Below are 19347 nucleotides of genomic sequence, written 5' to 3'. Positions count from 1 at the left end.
TTGTCAATCGAGAAATCCGGCCGGGCTGACGTGGCACCACGAAATCAATGCCAGCATTATAGGATTGTCGGCAGAACGCAGGAAACTCGATCCAAGTTCGCGGCGCATCGTCGTGCGTTGCAAAATGTTCTCAGTTCAATAATGTTGTTGTAAAGAATTTCAACGCGGGCCCCTCATTGTTCACACGCTGCTCGGATGTTTCGTGGCGCCACGATCTTAATCACGACGGCGAAAAAGTGGCGCGATGATAAAAGACAGCCTGGCTATCGGGAAGGCCGGCTCAATCCCCGCCTTGACAGGCTGGCAACGGCCCGTGTATAAAAGATTTCTAATTCCTATCGGAATAATCAGGAATGAGGATTTCGCTGCGCGCGACCTATGGAATCATTGCCGCTGTGGATCTTGCGTTACACGACGGTGAGGTGCCGGTCCAAGCCAAAATGATTGCGCGGCGTCAGAAGATACCGGCTCGTTTTCTCGAACAGGTGCTCCACGCCATGAAGAAAGCGGGGCTCGTGAGCAGCCATCGCGGGGCACAGGGAGGCTATGTGCTCAACCGGAAGCCCGAGCGTCTTTCCCTGGCCGATATCCTGGAGGCATTGGAAGGACCCGTAGTGGTCTCGAACGGCGCGGGAGGCAAACGAATCGACGGACCGAGCCCCAGGTTGGATGCATTATTGGCCCCTGTATGGGAGCGCATCAAGCAGGCGGAATTGAGCATCCTGTCTGAGGTGACGATTGAACAGCTTGCGACGCGACAACGCCAGCTCGAGCAACAACGCTCGATCATGTACCACATTTAGCCGGGAAGGCTCGACGGCTTTCCAGATTAATAATTCGCGAGGTCGATCATGACTCCTGTTGCGGGTCTCCGCCCATCCATCGAAATAACCCCGATACCACCGGCGATCCTGGAAGAAATCGAAGCCTTTGAAGTCGAAGCCCAGCGGATGTTGTCGGGCGAATTGTCCGGCGACATCTTTAAGCCGTTTCGGCTGCAGCACGGCATCTATGGACAACGCCAGGGCGGCGTTCAAATGTTTCGCATCAAGATTCCGTTCGGCGGATTGACCGACAACCAATTGCGGCGCGTCGCGGAATTGGCCGAGCAGTCCGCGACCGGCGTGGGACACGTCACCACGCGCCAGGACATTCAGCTGCATTTCGTTGAGCTTCGCAACGTGGGCGGGATGATGCGGGGCTTGGCGGAGGTGGGGCTGACCACGCGCGAAGCCTGTGCCAACACGGTGCGCAACGTGACCGCCTGCCATTTGGCGGGGATCTGTCAAGGTGAAGTGTTCGATGTGACGTCCTATGCGAAAACCGTCGCCTTGCATCTGCTCCGCAACCCTCTGAATCAGAGCATGCCGAGAAAATTTAAGATTGCCTTTTCGGGCTGCCGCCAAGATTGCGCGCTTACGCCGATTCACGATATCGGTCTGCTGGCAGTCAAACGGGAAGACGGTGTGATCGGATTTCGAATGGTCGTCGGGGGAGGACTTGGATCGGCTCCGCGCATTGCACAGGTGTTGCGGGAATTTACCCCGATGGAGGAGCTGATCCCTTCTATTGAAGCCGTGATCAAGGTGTTCGATACGTTGGGCAACCGCAAGAATCGCCATAAGGCGCGGATGAAATTCGTCATCGAGAAGCTGGGATTCGAAGAATTTAAGCGCCGGTGGCAGGACACCTATAAGGCAATGGGGTATGACACGCCCTCGCACGAGCCGCTTCGGCTTCTTGAGCATCGGGATGAACCGCCGCTGCTGATGCCGACCAGACTCAACGGCGGCAATGGAGAGCAAGGAAACGGCGCGCTCCATGCAAGGAATGGGTCCGGCTTTGAGGCATGGAAGCGCACAAATGTGATCACGCAAAAACAGCCGGGCTATGCGGCCGCGGTCATCAAATTGCCCATGGGAGACCTCACTGCCGACCATATGTGGGCCGTGGCTGATCTGGCCGAACGCTACTCCAACGGCAATATCCGGACGACGATCAATCAGAACATGATCATCCGTTGGATTCCGGAAACCAAATTGACGGCGTTTTATGAGGAGCTTGCCGCCATCGGTCTCGGCGATCCGGGCGCCGAATTGGTCGAGGACATCATTGCCTGCCCCGGCACCGACACCTGCGGCCTCGGGATTACCTCCTCAAAGGGCATGGCGCGGGCGCTGGCGGAAGTCTTTCCCGCCGGCCAAGTTCCGGACGACCTCAACGGCGTCAGCATCAAAATCAGCGGATGCCACAATTCCTGTGCCCAACACCATATCGCGACGATCGGCTTACATGGAGTGGGCAAGCGCTTGGGCGAGCATGTCGCTCCTCATTACGAGCTGCATCTCGGCGGTCAGGTGAACGGCACGGCCAAGATCGGGCAAATGACGGTCAAACTGCCGGCCAAGAGCGTTCCAGCGGCCATCAGACACTTGGTGGACGTCTATCGCCGTGATCGGCAGGGGGGCGAGCCCTTGCTGTCCTTTCTCACTCGGGCGGGGAAGGCCAAATTGAAGGACGAACTCATTCCCTACACGATCGTGCCCGATTATAACGACGATCCGACTTACTACTATGACTGGGAAGGGGAGAACGAATTCGTACTCGAGGATTTAGGGCCGGGAGAATGCGCCGGCGGCGCGTTGGAAATGATTGATAATCGCATGCTGGAGGCCGAGCAGGAATTGTACCAGGCGCGGTTGCTCATCGACAAACATCAGTACGCCGTCTCGGTGAACAAATCATATCGTGCCATCCTGTCCGCGGCGAAAGCTTTGCTCGTCACAGAAGGAATCGACCCCGCGACCGATGCCGAAACGCTTCAGCAGTTTGAACAACGATTGGCGGCCAAGGGAGCAGTCCCGGCCGTCTATCGAAACCTGGGGGAGCAGATCGGCGACTTGGGCCCCAAAGAGACCACCGGGACTGCGGCCGCCGCCAAGATGGCATTTGCGAAGGAGTTTCTCAACGTTTGCCGTACGGCCACCGAACAGATGGGGAAGGATCTGAAGCTCGCCCAGCCGGCTCAGGAACCACGGGAACCTTCCGCCGTGGAACAACCCAAGGCCGAGCAGTCGGGCGAAGCGCCGGTCTATGACCTTCGCGGGGTCGCCTGCCCGATGAACTATGTCAAGACCAAGCTCAAATTGGAGATGATGGATGCCGGAGACAAGCTCGAAGTCTGGCTCGATGCCGGCGAGCCTATTCGTAATGTACCCATGAGCTTGCGGAACGACGGACATAAGATCATGCGCGAAGAGCCGCTGGATGCCGAGGCGAAACACTTCACGATCCTGGTTGAAAAGGTCGAAGCGTAATCTGTTCCGGGCAACATGATGAGCAAATCAATGCCGATGCAGCATTCTCAGTTTCGTCCCACTGACGAGGAACTGAAGACGCTCAGTGATGCGTTTGAGGCGAAGCAGCCGTGGCAGGTGGTGGAGTTTGCGTTGCAGCGGTATGCCCCGCGCATCGTGCTCGCTTGCAGCTTTGGCGCGGAAGACGTGGCCCTGCTCGACATGATCCACCGGATCGACCCGGCGGCGCCGTTGTTCTACCTCGATACGGATTTCTTGTTTCCTGAAACCATTGAGGTCAAAGACCGGCTGGTCGCCCGGTATGGTTTGAAGCCGGAACAGGTCATTCAGGTCAAATCGCGGCTTACGCCGGAACAACAGGCGATTGAACATGGACCGGCCCTGTGGTCGCGCGATCCGGATCGCTGCTGCGGCCTGCGGAAGATCGAACCTCTGACCAGAGTCCTCGGCAACTATACCGCGTGGATCACCGGCATCAGGCGCGATCAGGCCCCAACCCGGGCCAATGCCGGCCTCATCGAGTGGGATCCCAAGTTTCAGCTCATTAAAGTGAATCCATTGGCTCGGTGGAGCAGCGAGGAGGTCTGGAGCTATATTCGCATCCATGAAATTCCGTACAATACCCTTCACGACCAAAATTACCCCAGCATCGGCTGCACCCATTGCACCGCGCCCGTTCTTCCCGGCGAGGATCCCCGTTCGGGACGTTGGAAGAACAGCGGCAAGACCGAGTGCGGGCTGCATAAATAAGACATCCTCACGATGGCCGCCTCATTCTCCATGCAACAGTTCATTGCCAAAATCGCCAAGGGGCAGAAGACATCGAAGGATCTGACTTGGGAAGAAGCCAAGCAGGCCATGCGGCTCTTGATTGAAGGCGCGGCCACGCCGGAGCAAATCGGCGGCTTTCTCGTGGCGATGCGTCTCAAGACGGAATCGGTCACGGAACTGGCGGCGTTCACCGCCCAAGCTCGGCAATATATTCCCCCCATCCCGAATGTCGCGGGACTTCCGGTCCTCGATGTGCCGACCTATGCGGGGAAGCAGGAAACGTTTCATGTCATCGTGCCGGCGGCCATTGTGGCGGCGGCGGCCGGGGCCATGATCCTGATGCACGGTTCAAGAGGACCTGAAGACCGGCCAGGCGTCGGCCCGGTCCTTCAGGCGCTGGGACTTCCAACTGAACTGACCTCCGCGGAAATCGGAAACGAGCTTTGTAATCAGAGTTTCGCGTATCTGGATCTCGCGCTCTATCACCCGCCGGTGAACCGCTTGCTTGAGCTGAGACAGCAGTTGGGCGTGAGGAATTTGTTTCATCCGGTGGCCCGTATGTTGAATCCAGCTCGGGCCGGATCCCAGGTGATCGGCCTCTCTCATCCGCCGTATTTTGAGAAGACCATCGAAGCGCTTCGCATGTTGGGATGCCGTCGCGGGTTGGTCATTCGAGGCGTCGAAGGCGATCCGGAACTCTCCATCGCGTCCGTCACCAAGATGCTGGAATTGCGGGACGAGCGCATCACACCCGCGACGTTCCACCCGAAAGATGCAGGGTTGGCGCTTGGCTCCCATCGCGAGATGGCGGGATTTCCGAAGGAACAGCGGGCTCAGGAGGTTACATTGATCTCGCGGCTGCTCAAAAACGAAGTCCAGGGTGGACCGAAGGACTGGCTGCTGCTGAATGCAGCGACCTTGCTGTATGCGGCGGGTAAGGGGTCCTCGATTGGCGCCTGCGTGACGCTGGCGAGGCAGGCGGTAGAATCGGGAGCAGCGGCCAGGAAGTTAGCGAGCTTGGCCGGCGCGCGGGAAATAGACCGGCCTCTTCCGGATGATTCGCCGGCCGCATCGGGAGCGAGAGCATGAAACATTTGCGACAGCTTGAAGATCAGAGCGTCTACATCATGCGCGAGGCCTATAAACACTTCGACAATCTGGCCATGCTGTGGTCCATGGGCAAGGATTCGACCGTGCTGCTCTGGCTTGCCAGGAAAGCTTTTTTCGGACATGTTCCATTCCCCCTTCTTCATGTGGATACCAGCTATAAGATTCCGGCCATGATCGAATATCGCGACCGGCTCGCGCGGGAATGGCGCCTGAATTTGGTTGTCGGGCAGAACAAGGAGGCTTTGGCCGCCGGCATGAATCACACGATGGGGCGCGTCACCTGTTGCACGGCGCTGAAGACGAACGGACTCAAGCAACTGATCGAAGCGAAGGGCTATACCGGCATCATTCTGGGTGTCCGCGCCGATGAGGAAGGAACCAGGGCCAAGGAGCGCTATTTTTCTCCGCGGGACAAACACGGCGATTGGGACTTTCGCGACCAACCGCCCGAACTCTGGGATCAATTCAAGACGACGTTTCCGCCCGGCACCCATATCCGCATTCATCCGCTGCTCGATTGGACCGAGATCAATATTTGGGAATACATCAAGCTTGAGAATATCCCCTTTATGGATCTGTATCTCAATAAAGGAGACGGCACCAGGTATCGCAGCTTGGGATGCGCGCCCTGCACGGCGCCGATCAAATCGACTGCCAGCACGGTGGACGAAATCATCGAAGAATTGAGGCATACGACCGTGGCGGAGCGGGCGGGCCGTGCGCAGGATGAGGGACGCGGGATGGAGTTGTTGCGCAAAGACGGCTACATGTAGAGTCGGATGATGAAAACGATGAGGGCGGCGTTCTTTTGGATCATCCTCCCAGGAAAACCATGACCACCAATACGCACGCGGGTGCCACTCCAAGTGAAACATTGAACATCGTCATCGTGGGCCATGTCGATCACGGAAAATCGACCCTGCTCGGGCGCCTCTATGCCGATACCGGTTCCTTGCCCGAAGGCAAGCTTGAGAAAGTCCAGGCCATCTGCCGCCAGCAGGGCAAAGAATTCGAGTACGCTTTCCTTTTCGACGCGTTTCTGGAAGAGCAGGAACAAGGCATTACTATCGATACGGCGAGAACCTTTTTTAACTGGAAGGACCGTCAGTACATCATCATTGATGCCCCGGGCCACAAGGAGTTTCTCAAGAACATGATCTCCGGCGCAGCCAGGGCGGAAGCGGCCTTGCTGCTGATTGATGCCTTGGAAGGCGTGAAGGAGCAATCCAAGAAACACGGGTATTTGCTGTCACTGCTCGGGGTCCGCCAGTTTGCCGTCGTGGTCAATAAAATGGATCTCGTGGGATATCGAGAAGATGTGTTTGCCGGCATCGAAAAGGAATATCGGGAATATCTGAGTCAGTTCAAGGTCTCGCCGCAGCATGTCATCCCGGTCAGCGCCAAGCTGGGAGAAAATATTGCCTCGCATAGCAATGCCATGCCCTGGTACGACGGCCCCACTGTCCTGGATATCTTGAGCACATTCCAGAAAGAGGCGGCTCGATCAGAGCAGGCTCTCCGTTTCCCGGTGCAAGACGTGTATAAGTTTGATGCCCGCCGGATCCTGGCCGGGCGGATCGCCGCCGGACGGCTGCGAGTGGGCGACCGCCTGGTATTTTGTCCGTCGAATAAATCGGCGTACATTAAATCGATCGAAGCATTTAACATTGAGCCGCCTCCTGCGGAGGCGCACGCGGGACAGTCAGTCGGCATTACGCTGGACGAGCAACTATTCGTCGAGCGGGGCGAGATTGCGTCCCATCAGGACAATTTGCCCCTGGTCTCCACGGCGTTCCGCGCCAATGTATTCTGGCTCGGGAAGCGTCCGCTGGATCGCGGGCACAAGTACGGCCTGCGGCTCACCACCCGCGAGATCGAGTGCGAAGTGGCGACGATTCATCGGATCATCGACACGGCGGACTTGAGTCAGCGGCAGGGCGGACAGTCGATCGCGAAGAATCAAGTCGCCGAGGTGACGCTGCGCACCAAAGCTCCGGTGGCCTTCGACCTGTCGGCATCGTTCGAATCGACCGGCCGATTTGTGCTGGTGGACGAGTACGATATCTCAGGCGGCGGGATTGTCACCGAATTCGTGCACGACGAACAGGAGTTTCTGCGCGAAGAGGCGCGCCAACGGGATTTTGCCTGGCTCCGAGGCGAGGTCACGCCGGAAGACCGGGCTCGGCACTATGGGCACCAGGCGGCGATTGTCTTGTTCACCGGGGCAGCGCAGACCGGGAAGACATTTCTTGCGAGGAAAGTCGAATCATTATTGGTGGCGGACAGCCGCCATGCCTACCTGCTCGACGGAGAAAACCTGCTACACGGCCTGGATGCCGATCTCTCCGCGTCGAATCCATCCGACGCAGCCGAGCGAGTGCGCCGGTATGGAGAAGTCGCCAGACTGCTGATCGATACGGGTTTGATCGTAGTGTCCACGAGCAAGACATTTGGCATCGCTCATCAGCAGATGGCGCAGATGATCCGCACGCTGGTCCAGCCGGCTCCCGTCATCTCCGTCCATATGAGCAAGATCGGAGAAGAACCTCCCCAGGACACCGATCTGCACTACGCCGGCCCGCAGGATTTCGATGCGGCGGCCAGGAGAATCATCGAGGAATTAAAGCGGCGGGGCGTGTTTGTCGAATCCGGCGGGACGCGCCCGACCGTTCAATATTCGATTTAGTCGGACCATCCGCCCATGCAGACAGCCGGCGGCTTTGGGGACTTGCCTGTCGGCTTGCGTTTGACTCAATAGAAACCGCTGTGCTACCGTAATTTTTCGCACAATTCTGGGGACTCCCATGGCAATGGCCGCCGAGAAAGATCTGAAATCGATCCTGAGCAAACTGCAATATTCGGATGACGCCAAGGTCGTCCAGCAGATCACCGACCAGATGCGGCAGGTCCAGGCGCGCATGGCCGGGATCAAAAATAAGCTGGTTGTAATGAGCGGCAAGGGCGGGGTCGGCAAGAGCATGACCACCGTCAATCTCGGCTTGGCCTTCGCACGGCGCGGAGCGCGAGTCGGACTCTTGGATGTGGATTTGAACGGTCCTTGTGTCCCGCGCATGTTGGGATTGCACGGTCGCAGCCTGACCATCACGCCGGACGGGGCGGTGCCTCCGACCGGCCCGCTTGGAATCAAAGTTGCCTCAATGGATTTTTTCCTCGATGCCAGCTCCCCGGTTCGCTGGAAAGGACCGATGGACTTGAGCCCCGTCTGGTTGGGTCTCATGGAAATGAATGTCATCCGGGAATTTTTGGCGGACGTCATCTGGGGAGAATTGGACTATTTGCTGGCCGATCTGCCGCCGGGCGCAGCCGCCGACAAACCACCGGTGATCGCCGGCTTTATTCCCGATTTGGCGGGCGCCATTGTGGTGACGACGCCGTCAGAAGTCGCGTCGGATGTGGTGCAAAAGTCGGTGACCTATGCTCGCGACATGGGGATTCGCGTGCTCGGCATCGTCGAGAATATGAGCCAGTATCGATGCCCCTCGTGTGGCGCAGAACATGAGCTCTTCGAAGGCAATACGGAAGCGATGTGTGAAGCGTTGGACTTACCGCTCCTCGGCCGCATTCCGTTCGATCGGCGGTTGGCGCGGACGTTTGATAAGGGTGAACCATTGCTCGATGCCGACTATCCCACCATCCAACGGTATCAATCCATCGTGGAACGAGTGCAGTCTCTGTTGGATTATAAAAAGGTGCTGGCCGAGAAATTGTAAGCCCTGAAGGGGGAAGTATGAAATTTGTTTGCTTAAATTGTGAAACCTACATGAATTTTGAGAAAGTTGAGAAGCCAGGCGAAGGATCGCTCGGCGTCTTTTTCGGGTGCCCCTCCTGCGGCGCAAAATTCTCCATGGTGACCAATCCGGGAGAGACGCAAATGGTGGCCTCGCTCGGCGTAAAGCTGGGTGGGAGGCCGGCGGCGGCAGAACCGTTTGAAATGACGCGCGGAACGTTGAAGGATGAAGCAATGGCCGGCAGCGGGGCCATGGCCGCCTATCTGAACGAGAAAATTCAGGGCGGACAGCCGGCCGCCTCGGCCAAGCCTGCGGTGGCGGGGGCCAAAGAAGGAGAAAAATCCTCCAGCGGATGCCCGTTCTCCGCGATGGTTGCCGAAATGGGACTGACTTCATCCGGCAAGCCCCAGAACGGCGGAGGGGCGTCCGATTTATCGTGGACGCCGGATGCCAAGGAAAAGCTGGACCGGTTGCCCTCCTTCGTTAAGCCGATGGTGCAGGGCAGTGTGGAAGCCTATGCGCGGAAGCACGGATACAAGAGCATCACGCTGCAAGTCATGGACGATTCCAAGAACGATTCGCCCAATGGGTTGGCGTGGACGCAGGATGCGGAGCGCAGGTTGGACAATATTCCGGACTTCATCCGGCCGATGGCCCGCCGGGAGATCGAGCGGATCGCAAAGGAGCGCGGGTTGGCGACGATCACGGCGGAGGTCATGGATGAAGCCAAGGAAAAGTTTATGAAGTTCATGTAATGTGCGAGACGATGGGCGAGCCGGGTAGAAGGCTCATCCGGGGCACCGGATGGGCCTTTCGGTTGTTGGGACTTTTGAAAGGGCGGTGTCTCCAAAGTCGGCGGGGGCGACTCTCGTCGGCCGGCCTCCTCTTTTGGTGTGCAAGTGTCCTTGTAATCATTTTCACCGGATGGTCTGTGCCGGTGCAAGGCGACGGGGTGTATGAGGCCGCGAGCTCTCATCACCATCATTCAGCCTCGCCCTCTCTCTGGGAAGGTTCCGCCGAGGGCATCGCCTATTCGGAAGCCAATCATCATCTCGCCGGCATCTTGGTCCTGCTGATCGGCCTCAGCGAATTGCGGCAGGCGCTGGGTCTCCATGTTCTAGCCTGGACGCGGCTCCTGCTTCCGTTCTCGTTCATGACAGCCGGGATCTTCTTGTTGATCTGGAGTGACCACGACGCTTGGCCGATCGGTTCGCTCACGCTGGCCAAAACGTTATCCGGGCAGGATCCGGAGATGATCCAGCACAAGACTTATGGAGTTCTGGCTTTGGCCGTCGGTGCCATTGAATTGATGCGCCGCTTGGGGCCGATGCGCCGCAGCACGTGGGCTATCCCGCTTCCGCTCTTTGCGATCATCGGCGGCTTGATGCTGTTCGGTCATTCGCATGGCGATCATCCGGCCGCGCACAAGATCCAGCTTCATCACACGATCATGGGATTGTTGGCCATTACAGCCGGTTCGTCAAAGTTGGTATCAGCGCGTTGGCGCAAACCCCCTCAATGGGGTCGGCATGGTGATACGGTTCCGGTGGTTCTCGGGACCTGGTGGGAATTCGCCTGGGCCATCTTGGTTCTGGCAATCGGCGTCCAACTGCTTTTCTATTCCGAATGAGCTCAGCAGCAATGCAAGTACGCGACGAGGCGGCTGCCTGTGGTTTGACACGTTTGTCCGCACTGTGTTAGCTCTAACCGTTCGAACTCTTTCATCACGATCCAAGCGGATTCGGCGTCCTGGAACGGCATGGCGGGCGTACCAGTCCCGGGGAGGAACACATGGGTGGGCATAGCCATTGGGCGACCATCAAGCGCCATAAATCGGCACAGGACGCGAAGCGCGGAAAAATCTTCACCAGAATCATCAGGGAATTGACCATTGCCGCCCGATCGGGCGGCGACCCGGACGGCAATCCCCGGCTGCGGCTCGCCATTTCCAAAGCGAAGGAAGCCAATATGCCCGGTGATACGATGAAGAAGGCGATTCAGCGCGGGACCGGTGAACTGCCCGGTGTGACTTATGAAGAGTTCAGCCTTGAGGGCTACGGGCCGGGCGGTACGGCGCTGCTCATTGAGATCACGTCGGATAATCGCAATCGCACCGTGGCCGAGATCCGAAATCTGCTCACCAAGAACAGCGGCAATATGGCGGAAGCTGGGGCGGTTTCCTGGCAGTTCCAGAAAAGGGGCGTGCTGGTTGTCGAAAAGGACAAGGCCGATGAGGATCGTCTGCTGGCCGTCACCTTGGAGGCCGGCGCGGAAGATGTGAAAGTCACGGACAAGGCCTTTGAAATCATCACCGATCCGCATGACTTCGAGGCCGTGAAAAAGGCTCTCAGCGATGCCTCGATCGAGACCTCGCTGGCGGAGATCAATTTCATTCCGCAAAATACCATCCGCCTCGAGGAACGGCCGGCCGAGCAGATGCTCAAGTTGATGGAAGTCCTCGATGAACACGATGACGTCCAGAAGGTGCATGCAAACTTCGATATTCCGGACGAGGTTATGGAAAAAATGGCCGCGGCGGCCGGGTAACCTTCGAATCCCACTGGTCGGCCACAGCTCGCGCTACTCTCCCTATCACTTGAGATGATCGCCTTACTGACGGGCCGTGTGGCTGTGAAGGCACCTACCGCCTTGACGCTTGATGTCCAAGGCGTCGGTTATGAGGTCTTCATCCCGCTCAGCACCTATTATGCGCTTCCCGGCGTCAACGACGTCGTCACGCTCAGCATCCACACCCACCTTCGAGAAGATGCCATTCAGCTCTATGGATTTTTGACCGGCGCCGAAAAAGAGTCCTTCCTCTTGTTGACCGCCGTTTCCGGCATCGGTCCCAAATTGGCGCTGAGTGTGCTGTCTACTCTCCCTGTCATGGATCTCCTGACCGCCATTCAGGCTGGCGACATCGAAAAACTTGCCACGGTCCCCGGCATCGGAAAGAAATCCGCCGGTCGCATTGTACTTGAACTCAAGGAAAAAGCCGCCCGCATCCAGCCCGCGGCAGGCCCCAGTTCTCATGCGGTGTCCAGCGCGTCCGATGTGCTGCAGGATGACGCCTTGTCCGCCTTGGTGAATCTCGGATACCGGACGGCCGACGTGAAGGAAGTCCTCAAGCGAATCTCAGGCGGACAACAACCTCCGTCCCTCCTTCAGGATTTCATTCGAGAAGCACTCAAGGAATTAGCCAGGGGGTAGCGATGAATCATACGGAAGATCAAGGATGCGGCAAGCGCCCGGACGGACTCGGCGGCGGATCTATCGTGGGACGGTTATGGCTCGTCATGATGATGACCTGTGCACTCCTGATGACGGCGGTATCGGCTGCCGAGCCGGAGAACGAGCCCAAATCGATTCGTAAAATGTGTGGAAGCTGTCCCGACGGCTATGCGACGACCGCCGTAACCAGCGCGCCGGAACTCTGTAAGGATGGAGAGTCGACACTGGTGCAATGTGTGCCCTTGGGAGCGAATATGCTGGCGGTGTGCGGAGAATGTCCGGGCGGATACAGGGAAATCGGTCGCTCCAACGTCGTGGCCCGATGCGGCCAACGTGCCGGCGGTCTCCTTGCGCAATGCCAACAGCAGCAGATGGAAAGTACCTTGCCAGACCCGACCAAAGGCGGAGTCGTCTGCCCGCCCGACTGTGGAAGTACCGGGACGGCCGGGGAAGGAGCCGGGACGCCTCCGCCGAAGTTCCGGCCGGCGCCCAGCTCCAAATAGAATCGGAGAGGTTCGGATGTCCGATCGCATGGTCACGAACCGCGTATCCGATGACGAGCGCGGATTAGAAGCGGCGTTGCGGCCCCAGTCGTTGGAAGAATATGTGGGGCAAGAGCGCATGAAGGAATCCCTGCGGATCTGCATCGAGGCGGCGCGGCGTCGGGGGGAAGCGCTGGACCATGCCATTTTCTACGGGCCTCCCGGACTGGGCAAGACCACGATCGCCCATATCATTGCCCGGGAAATGGGAGTCTCCATCAAATCAACATCCGGTCTCGTGTTAAGCCATGCGGGCGATTTGGCGGCCATCCTCACCAATTTACAGGAACATGATGTGCTCTTCATCGACGAGATTCATCGCCTGCCGGCCTCGGTAGAGGAAGCGCTGTATCCGGCTATGGAAGACTATCAATTGGACCTCGTCATCGGACAAGGCCCTTCCACGCGTACGATCAAGCTGGATTTGCCACGATTCACCTTGGTGGGCGCAACCACGAGGGCCGGCGCCCTGACTTCCCCTTTACGGGATCGGTTTGGGTTGGTCCATCGGCTGGAGTTCTATACGCCGGTTGAGTTGGAAGCGATTGTGTTGCGGTCGGCATTGCTGCTCCATGTGGAAATGGAGCAAGCAGGGGCGGCGGAAATCGCGCGCCGAGCCAGAGGGACGCCCCGGATCGTGAATCGGTTGATCAGGCGAACCAGGGACTATGCACAAATTAAAGCCGCCGGCCGGGTGACCAAGCCGGTGGCCGAAGCGGCCCTTGATTGGCTGGGGATCGATTCGGCCGGGTTTGATGAAATGGACCGGAAAATTCTCCTCACGATTCTCGAAAAATTCGACGGAGGGCCGGTGGGAATCGAATCATTGGCCGCCGCTGTGCAAGAAGACAAAGGCACGTTGGAAGATGTCTACGAGCCGTACCTGATTCAGGCCGCCATGTTGGAACGCACCGGCCGAGGCCGGCAAGCCACGAGGCTCGCGTATGCACATTTCAAAAAACAGAAGGATCTATTCTCTCCGCCAGAAGAAACCGAGCCTCCTGCAAGTCATTGAATCGTCGAGTCTATTGTTGCAAAGATCTCGGCGCTTCCTGTAGGATACTCGCTTGGCCCCGCACCAGAGACGGCGACGTGTGCGAAAGACCCCCGCCTTGCTACGGGAGTCCTCCGGAAGGAAATAGATCCCATCATGTCCAATGACTTGCAGGGGTACCGGCAGGAGATCGACCGTATCGACGACGAGATCCTACGGCTCTTGAACCAACGATCCAAAAGCGTCGTCGAGATTGGAAAACTCAAGAAGCTGAAGGATTCCGACGCCCATCTCCATACGCCGGCCAGGGAAGCGGCCATCATTGACCGACTGATGAAGCAGAACACCGGCCCCTTCCCGACCGATGCCATCCGGCCGTTGTACCGGGAAATCATGTCGGCCTCTCTGTCCCTGGAAGGGCCACAAAAGGTGGCCTACTTGGGTCCTCGGGCGACGTTCACTCATATGGCCTGTACCCAAAAATTCGGCGCCTCCGCCCAGTACGTGCCGGTCGGTAGTATCAAGGAAGTGTTCAGTGAGGTGGAGCGCGGGCGAGCCAACTTCGGCGTGGTTCCTATTGAGAATACGACCGAAGGGGTCGTGAACTACACGCTCGACATGTTCATCGATTCGAACCTTCTGATCTATGGAGAGGTGCTCCAAGAAGTGGCGCACCATCTACTGTCAAAGACGGGTCTGATCGACGATGTGAAAAAGATTTATTCGCATTCCCATGCCATCGCTCAGTGCCGGAACTGGCTGGAAACGAACCTGCCCCATGTTCCGGTCTCGGAGGTCGCCAGCACGGCGCGTGCTGCGGAGGTCTGTGTCGACGAGCCCTCCGCCGCCGCGATCGCGTCGGAACTTGCGGCGCAGCTCTACGGCCTGAAAGTCATCACGGCGCGGATTGAAGATAATATTAATAACTTCACCCGATTCCTGGTCTTGTCCCAAAAACCGCCTGAACGGACCGGTCGGGATAAGACGTCTCTCATGCTGTCTATCAAAGACAAAGTCGGAGCGCTGTACGACTTGCTGCGCCCGTTTGCTTCGCATGGCTTGAATATGACGAAGATCGAATCGCGTCCGTCCCGTCGCAAGGCCTGGGAGTATTTGTTCTTCGTCGATATCGAGGGCCATATCGAAGAAGAAAAACTGAGAAAGGCGTTGGAGGAAGTCAAAGGCCGGTGCCTGTTCATGAAAATTCTCGGTTCCTATCCGGCGCATAACTGACATCATGCCGCTACACGTCCATCAAGACATTCTGTCCCTTCATCCTTACATTCCGGGCAAGCCGATCGAAGAGTTACAGCGCGAGCTGGGGTTGTCCCGCGTGGTGAAACTGGCTTCGAACGAAAACCCCATCGGCCCGTCGCCGAAAGCATTGGCGGTCTTGTCCCAGGTTGCCTCCACGTTGAATCGATACCCGGACGGCGGCGCCCATAAATTGCGCACCGCCTTGGCGGAACGGTGGAAGGTCGCCTTGGATCAGGTCATTTTGGGAAACGGGTCGGATGAGATTCTCGGTCTCTTGGCTCGTGCGTTTCTCGCGCCGGGTGATGAAGCGGTCATGGCGGACCAGACCTTCGTTATCTATAAGATGGAGGTCACGGCCGCGCACGGAATCCCCGTTGAAGTTCCGCTCAAGAACGGCCGGCACGATCTACGGGCGATGGCCGATGCGGTCACCGATAAGACAAGGCTCCTCTTTTTGTGCAATCCCAATAATCCGACCGGCACTACAGTCGGACAGGCGGACGTGGATGCGCTGATGGCGCGTCTCCCGGACCATGTGCTCGTCGTGTTTGACGAAGCCTACTATGAATATGTGCGGCTTCCCGACTTTCCCGATAGTTTGAAATATGTGGCCCAAGGCCGCCATGCGGTCGTGTTGAGGACGTTTTCAAAAATATACGGCCTCGCGGGACTGAGGATCGGCTACGGCGTGACGACAGCGGAAATCACCGGCTACTTGAACCGAGTCCGTCCACCGTTCAATGCCAACAGCATGGCCCAGCGGGCGGCGCTAGCCGCGTTACAAGATGAGGACCATGTCGCAAGAAGTCGAACGTTGAACGCAATCGAAATGGAAAAGGTCCGCTCCGCACTGGAAGCCCTGAGCATCAAGCCGCTTCCGAGCGACGCCAACTTTCTCTACTTCGATGCAGGCAGGGACGGCCGTCTACTCTTTGAGGCATTGTTGCGGGAAGGCGTCATTGTTCGACATATTCATGGACCGATGGTGCGGGTGAGTATCGGCTTGCCGGAGGAGAATCAGGCGTTTGTGGCGGCATTGCAGAAAGTACTGAAGGCGTGAGCGCGGCGAAACAAAAGAGGCTGTCATGATTATTGTTTTGCGGCCCGAGGCCAGTGAGCGGGAGGTCGATCATATCATTGACCGCTTGCGGGAGCTTGGGCTGAAATCACATATTTCGACGGGACAAGAGCGGACCATTATCGGGGTAATCGGGGACGACCGTATTCTCCAGAATCAGCCGCTGACGGCCCTGCCCGGGGTCGAGAGTGTGCTGCCCATCCTGGCTCCCTGGAAACTGGTCAGCCGGGAATTCAAGAAAGAGAACACCATCATCGATGTCAACGGCGTGAAGATCGGAGACCGGAAGGTCACGATCATGGCGGGCCCGTGCGCCGTCGAACGGTTGGAACTCACGGTGGGAATTGCGCATGAGGTCAAATCATCGGGTGCCACCGTATTGCGCGGCGGCGCCTACAAGCCCAGAACCTCACCCTATTCATTTCAAGGGCTTGGCCGGGAGGGGCTGGATTATCTCCTCGAAGCGAGGAAGCAGACCGGATTGCCGGTCGTGAGCGAGATTCTGGATACGCGCGACATCGAGTTGTTTCTTGAAAAGGCGGATATCATTCAGATCGGCGCCCGGAACATGCAAAATTTCGAACTGCTGAAAGAGGTAGGCGCCTATGATAAGCCGGTGTTGCTGAAGCGCGGTCTGTCGGCGACGATCAAGGAATTTCTACTGTCCGCGGAATACATCATGTCCCGGGGCAACCGCAATGTGATGCTGTGCGAGCGGGGCATCAGGACCTTCGAAACTCAATATCGAAATACTTTGGACTTGGCCGCCATCCCGACGCTGAAAGAACTTTCGCATCTTCCGGTGATCGTCGATCCGAGCCATGCGACCGGCAAGTGGAATCTCGTAGCGCCGATGTCAAAGGCCGCGGTGGCGGCCGGTGCGGACGGACTGTTGGTGGAGGTGCATTCCAACCCGGAATGCGCGCTCTGTGACGGGGAAGAGTCCATCAGGCCGAGCAAGTTCAAGGAATTGATGCACGACCTTCATAAGATCGCTGAAGCGGTCGGACGAACCCTGTGAGATCCACATCTCTCAAAAGGAACCGTGCTGAGTTCATGAGGTGCGGTCAAACGGCATGACGGTGCACTTTAGACAGGTCGCGATCATCGGAGTCGGGCTGATCGGAGGATCGCTCGGGATGATCCTCCGCCGGAAAAAGCTTGCCGATGAAGTCGTGGGAATCGGCCGCCGCCTCGAGAATTTGAAGACGGCCGTCGACCTCGGCGCCATCGATCGATACGTGTCGGATCCGAAGGAAGGGGTAAGAGCCGCGGATTTCGTTGTCTTGGCCACTCCCGTCGATACCTATGAGCAACATCTGAAAGATTGGGCCCAGTGCCTCCCGTCCGGCGCCGTAGTGAGCGACGTGGGAAGCGTCAAGGGACTGCTGGTGGAGCGTGCCGAAGCGATGATGCCGGCGAACGTCCATTTTGTCGGCGCCCATCCGATCGCGGGCAAGGAGAAGACAGGGGTCGCGGCCGGATCGGAGACGTTGTTTCAGCGTGCCCGCTGTATTCTTACGCCGACCACATCAACAGATCGTGCCGCGCTCGCGACGGTTCGCGCGTTGTGGGAAACGGCCGGATCGACGGTGCTGGAGATGGATCCGTATCTCCATGACAAAATTCTCGGCGCGGTGAGTCATTTGCCCCATGCCGCCGCCTTTGCTTTGATCAATACCTTGGCGGATGCCAGGGACCATGGGATCCCGGAACTCGACCTTGCCGGGCATTCGGGCGGCGGGCTGCGTGATACGACGAGGATTGCGGCCAGTTCTCCCGAGATGTGGCGGGACATCTTTCTCTGGAACCGGGATAATCTCGTCTCCTTCATTGAAGCCTATGAGCGCCGGCTCGGGGAATTGAAACGATTGATTCGTGCCGGAGATGGCGCGGGCATCGAAAAAGAACTCGAAAATGCCAAGCACGAACGCGAGCAGTTAAATCAGCGGCCGGCTAGATCGGCCTGAGCACGATGGCATCTCTCACCATTACACCGGGTCGTCCCTTGCGCGGAACCGTGGCGGTCCCGGGCGACAAATCCATTACCCATCGAGCCGTTATCCTGAGTGCTTTGGGCGATGGAGCGACCACCATCTCCGGGTACTGCCGTGGCGAGGACTGTCTGAATACCATGCGGGCGTTCCGCTCGCTGGGTGTGCGCGTGGATGAAACCGACCGTCACTTGGTGGTGCATGGCAAAGGCATGTGGGGGCTCACTGAACCGGAGAGCCCGATCGACTGCGGAAATTCAGGAACCGGTATTCGCCTCTTGGCGGGCGTCCTCGCCGGACAGGATTTCTTTACCGTCCTCACCGGCGACGAATCGATCCGGAAGCGTCCGATGGGCCGGGTGGTGAAGCCGCTCCGCCAGATGGGAGCTTCGATCGCGGGCCGCAAAGGGGGGGAACTGGCGCCGCTGGCGGTGACGGGAACGAAGTTGCGGGCGATTAACTATCAGTCTCCCGTTGCCAGCGGCCAGATTAAGTCGGCGCTCTTGCTTGCCGCCCTCTATGCCGACGGGGCGACGGTCTTCTCCGAACCGGGGGCTTCTCGCGACCATACCGAGCGGCTCTTTCAGTATTTCGGTATCCCATTCAAGCGCGAAGGCCTCAGCCTGACGATCGAGGGGAGACCGCCGGTCCGATGGGGTGGCGGGGAAGTCAAGGTCGCCGGGGACCTTTCCGCCGCCGCGTTTTTTCTCGTCGGCGCGACGATCGTTCCTGAATCTTGCGTGACGGTGACCGGCGTTGGGATGAATCAGACCAGAACCGGTTTGATCGATCTGCTGAACAAAATGGGAGCCGACATCCAAATCGAAAATCATCGGCATGAATCAGGCGAGCCGGTGGCGGATTTACGAGTGCAAACTGCTCCGCTGAAAGGCATCCGTATCGGCGCGGAGGACATCCCGCAGACTATCGACGAATTTCCCATCCTCTGCGTGGCGGCGGCGGTCGCCGCCGGAACGACGGAAATCTCGGGTGCGGGAGAATTGCGGGTCAAGGAAAGCGATCGTATCGCCACCATGGCTGCGGAACTGCGATCGATGGGGGCGCGAGTCGTGGAAAAACCCGATGGCCTTCTTATTGAGGGACTTGGCGACCGCCATGGAAATGGGCGCCTATCCGGGGCTCGCTGTTCGAGTCACGGGGATCATCGCGTCGCGATGTCGCTTGCGGTCGGCGCCCTGACTGCACCGGTCCCCACCACTATTGAAAACACGGACTGTATCGAAACGTCATTTCCCCAATTTGACCAGAAGTTGGCCGATTTATTGACCGACAAGGCGTGATCC

18 protein-coding genes are annotated in these 19347 nt (G+C 58.1%); all 18 read left to right on the top strand.

Features of this window, described 5'->3' with window-relative positions:
• Positions 1-353 precede the first annotated feature (353 nt).
• The gene (locus ACWGXE_RS20650) at positions 354-803 is read left to right on the top strand and encodes an RrF2 family transcriptional regulator (protein WP_447600023.1); all 450 of its coding nucleotides are present in this window, start codon (positions 354-356) and stop codon (positions 801-803) included.
• A gap of 48 nt (positions 804-851) precedes the next feature.
• On the top strand, positions 852-3317 hold the full coding sequence (locus ACWGXE_RS20645) for a sulfurtransferase TusA family protein (RefSeq protein WP_447600022.1): 2466 nt from the start codon (positions 852-854) through the stop codon (positions 3315-3317).
• A gap of 30 nt (positions 3318-3347) precedes the next feature.
• On the top strand, positions 3348-4067 hold the full coding sequence (locus tag ACWGXE_RS20640; protein WP_447600021.1) for a phosphoadenylyl-sulfate reductase: 720 nt from the start codon (positions 3348-3350) through the stop codon (positions 4065-4067).
• Positions 4068-4079: 12 nt separating this feature from the next.
• The gene (locus ACWGXE_RS20635; RefSeq protein WP_447600020.1) at positions 4080-5177 is read left to right on the top strand and encodes an anthranilate phosphoribosyltransferase; all 1098 of its coding nucleotides are present in this window, start codon (positions 4080-4082) and stop codon (positions 5175-5177) included.
• The gene (cysD, locus tag ACWGXE_RS20630) at positions 5174-5971 is read left to right on the top strand and encodes a sulfate adenylyltransferase subunit CysD (RefSeq protein WP_447600019.1); all 798 of its coding nucleotides are present in this window, start codon (positions 5174-5176) and stop codon (positions 5969-5971) included. The genes ACWGXE_RS20635 and cysD overlap by 4 nt, the downstream gene beginning before the upstream one ends.
• Positions 5972-6030: 59 nt before the next feature.
• Positions 6031-7884, top strand: coding sequence for a GTP-binding protein (locus ACWGXE_RS20625; RefSeq protein WP_447600018.1), 1854 nt, complete (start codon positions 6031-6033; stop codon positions 7882-7884).
• Between the two features lie 118 nt (positions 7885-8002).
• Entirely contained in the window at positions 8003-8929 is a 927-nt protein-coding gene (locus tag ACWGXE_RS20620; RefSeq protein WP_447600017.1) for an Mrp/NBP35 family ATP-binding protein, read from the top strand.
• 50 nt (positions 8930-8979) lie between these two features.
• Positions 8980-9702 carry a PCP reductase family protein gene (locus ACWGXE_RS20615; RefSeq protein WP_447600016.1) on the top strand — a complete coding sequence of 241 codons (723 nt, stop codon included), beginning with the start codon at positions 8980-8982 and terminating at the stop codon, positions 9700-9702.
• A gap of 176 nt (positions 9703-9878) precedes the next feature.
• On the top strand, positions 9879-10577 hold the full coding sequence (locus ACWGXE_RS20610; RefSeq protein WP_447600015.1) for a hypothetical protein: 699 nt from the start codon (positions 9879-9881) through the stop codon (positions 10575-10577).
• 161 nt (positions 10578-10738) lie between these two features.
• Positions 10739-11494, top strand: a complete 756-nt coding sequence (locus ACWGXE_RS20605; protein WP_447600014.1) for a YebC/PmpR family DNA-binding transcriptional regulator — start codon at positions 10739-10741, stop codon at positions 11492-11494.
• Between the two features lie 54 nt (positions 11495-11548).
• On the top strand, positions 11549-12157 hold the full coding sequence (gene ruvA / locus ACWGXE_RS20600) for a Holliday junction branch migration protein RuvA (RefSeq protein WP_447600013.1): 609 nt from the start codon (positions 11549-11551) through the stop codon (positions 12155-12157).
• 2 nt (positions 12158-12159) lie between these two features.
• Positions 12160-12681 carry a hypothetical protein gene (locus tag ACWGXE_RS20595; RefSeq protein WP_447600012.1) on the top strand — a complete coding sequence of 174 codons (522 nt, stop codon included), beginning with the start codon at positions 12160-12162 and terminating at the stop codon, positions 12679-12681.
• Positions 12682-12697: 16 nt separating this feature from the next.
• Complete coding sequence (ruvB, locus tag ACWGXE_RS20590) at positions 12698-13735, top strand: Holliday junction branch migration DNA helicase RuvB (protein ID WP_447600011.1); 1038 nt, start codon at positions 12698-12700, stop codon at positions 13733-13735.
• Positions 13736-13870: 135 nt separating this feature from the next.
• Positions 13871-14947 carry a prephenate dehydratase gene (gene pheA, locus ACWGXE_RS20585; protein WP_447600010.1) on the top strand — a complete coding sequence of 359 codons (1077 nt, stop codon included), beginning with the start codon at positions 13871-13873 and terminating at the stop codon, positions 14945-14947.
• A gap of 4 nt (positions 14948-14951) precedes the next feature.
• A complete protein-coding gene (gene hisC, locus ACWGXE_RS20580) occupies positions 14952-16031 on the top strand; it encodes a histidinol-phosphate transaminase (protein ID WP_447600009.1) in 1080 nt (359 codons plus the stop codon).
• A gap of 25 nt (positions 16032-16056) precedes the next feature.
• On the top strand, positions 16057-17070 hold the full coding sequence (gene aroF, locus ACWGXE_RS20575) for a 3-deoxy-7-phosphoheptulonate synthase (protein ID WP_447600008.1): 1014 nt from the start codon (positions 16057-16059) through the stop codon (positions 17068-17070).
• A gap of 55 nt (positions 17071-17125) precedes the next feature.
• Positions 17126-18019, top strand: a complete 894-nt coding sequence (locus ACWGXE_RS20570) for a prephenate dehydrogenase (protein ID WP_447600007.1) — start codon at positions 17126-17128, stop codon at positions 18017-18019.
• 5 nt (positions 18020-18024) lie between these two features.
• Positions 18025-19344, top strand: a complete 1320-nt coding sequence (aroA, locus tag ACWGXE_RS20565) for a 3-phosphoshikimate 1-carboxyvinyltransferase (RefSeq protein ID WP_447600006.1) — start codon at positions 18025-18027, stop codon at positions 19342-19344.
• Positions 19345-19347: the final 3 nt, after the last annotated feature.

It is taken from the genome of Nitrospira sp. Nam80 (genome assembly GCF_965152575.1).
This window is presented reverse-complemented; position numbering and strand designations above follow the sequence as displayed.

What these genes read in the sequence shown, in the direction of transcription:
- ACWGXE_RS20650 (WP_447600023.1), top strand. Translation starts at nt 354, where the DNA reads ATGAGGATTTCGCTGCGCGCGACCTATGGAATCATTGCCGCTGTGGAT.
- ACWGXE_RS20645 (WP_447600022.1), top strand. Translation starts at nt 852, where the DNA reads ATGACTCCTGTTGCGGGTCTCCGCCCATCCATCGAAATAACCCCGATA.
- ACWGXE_RS20640 (WP_447600021.1), top strand. Translation starts at nt 3,348, where the DNA reads ATGCCGATGCAGCATTCTCAGTTTCGTCCCACTGACGAGGAACTGAAG.
- ACWGXE_RS20635 (WP_447600020.1), top strand. Translation starts at nt 4,080, where the DNA reads ATGGCCGCCTCATTCTCCATGCAACAGTTCATTGCCAAAATCGCCAAG.
- cysD (WP_447600019.1), top strand. Translation starts at nt 5,174, where the DNA reads ATGAAACATTTGCGACAGCTTGAAGATCAGAGCGTCTACATCATGCGC.
- ACWGXE_RS20625 (WP_447600018.1), top strand. Translation starts at nt 6,031, where the DNA reads ATGACCACCAATACGCACGCGGGTGCCACTCCAAGTGAAACATTGAAC.
- ACWGXE_RS20620 (WP_447600017.1), top strand. Translation starts at nt 8,003, where the DNA reads ATGGCAATGGCCGCCGAGAAAGATCTGAAATCGATCCTGAGCAAACTG.
- ACWGXE_RS20615 (WP_447600016.1), top strand. Translation starts at nt 8,980, where the DNA reads ATGAATTTTGAGAAAGTTGAGAAGCCAGGCGAAGGATCGCTCGGCGTC.
- ACWGXE_RS20605 (WP_447600014.1), top strand. Translation starts at nt 10,739, where the DNA reads ATGGGTGGGCATAGCCATTGGGCGACCATCAAGCGCCATAAATCGGCA.
- ruvA (WP_447600013.1), top strand. Translation starts at nt 11,549, where the DNA reads ATGATCGCCTTACTGACGGGCCGTGTGGCTGTGAAGGCACCTACCGCC.
- ACWGXE_RS20595 (WP_447600012.1), top strand. Translation starts at nt 12,160, where the DNA reads ATGAATCATACGGAAGATCAAGGATGCGGCAAGCGCCCGGACGGACTC.
- ruvB (WP_447600011.1), top strand. Translation starts at nt 12,698, where the DNA reads ATGTCCGATCGCATGGTCACGAACCGCGTATCCGATGACGAGCGCGGA.
- pheA (WP_447600010.1), top strand. Translation starts at nt 13,871, where the DNA reads ATGTCCAATGACTTGCAGGGGTACCGGCAGGAGATCGACCGTATCGAC.
- hisC (WP_447600009.1), top strand. Translation starts at nt 14,952, where the DNA reads ATGCCGCTACACGTCCATCAAGACATTCTGTCCCTTCATCCTTACATT.
- aroF (WP_447600008.1), top strand. Translation starts at nt 16,057, where the DNA reads ATGATTATTGTTTTGCGGCCCGAGGCCAGTGAGCGGGAGGTCGATCAT.
- ACWGXE_RS20570 (WP_447600007.1), top strand. Translation starts at nt 17,126, where the DNA reads ATGACGGTGCACTTTAGACAGGTCGCGATCATCGGAGTCGGGCTGATC.
- aroA (WP_447600006.1), top strand. Translation starts at nt 18,025, where the DNA reads ATGGCATCTCTCACCATTACACCGGGTCGTCCCTTGCGCGGAACCGTG.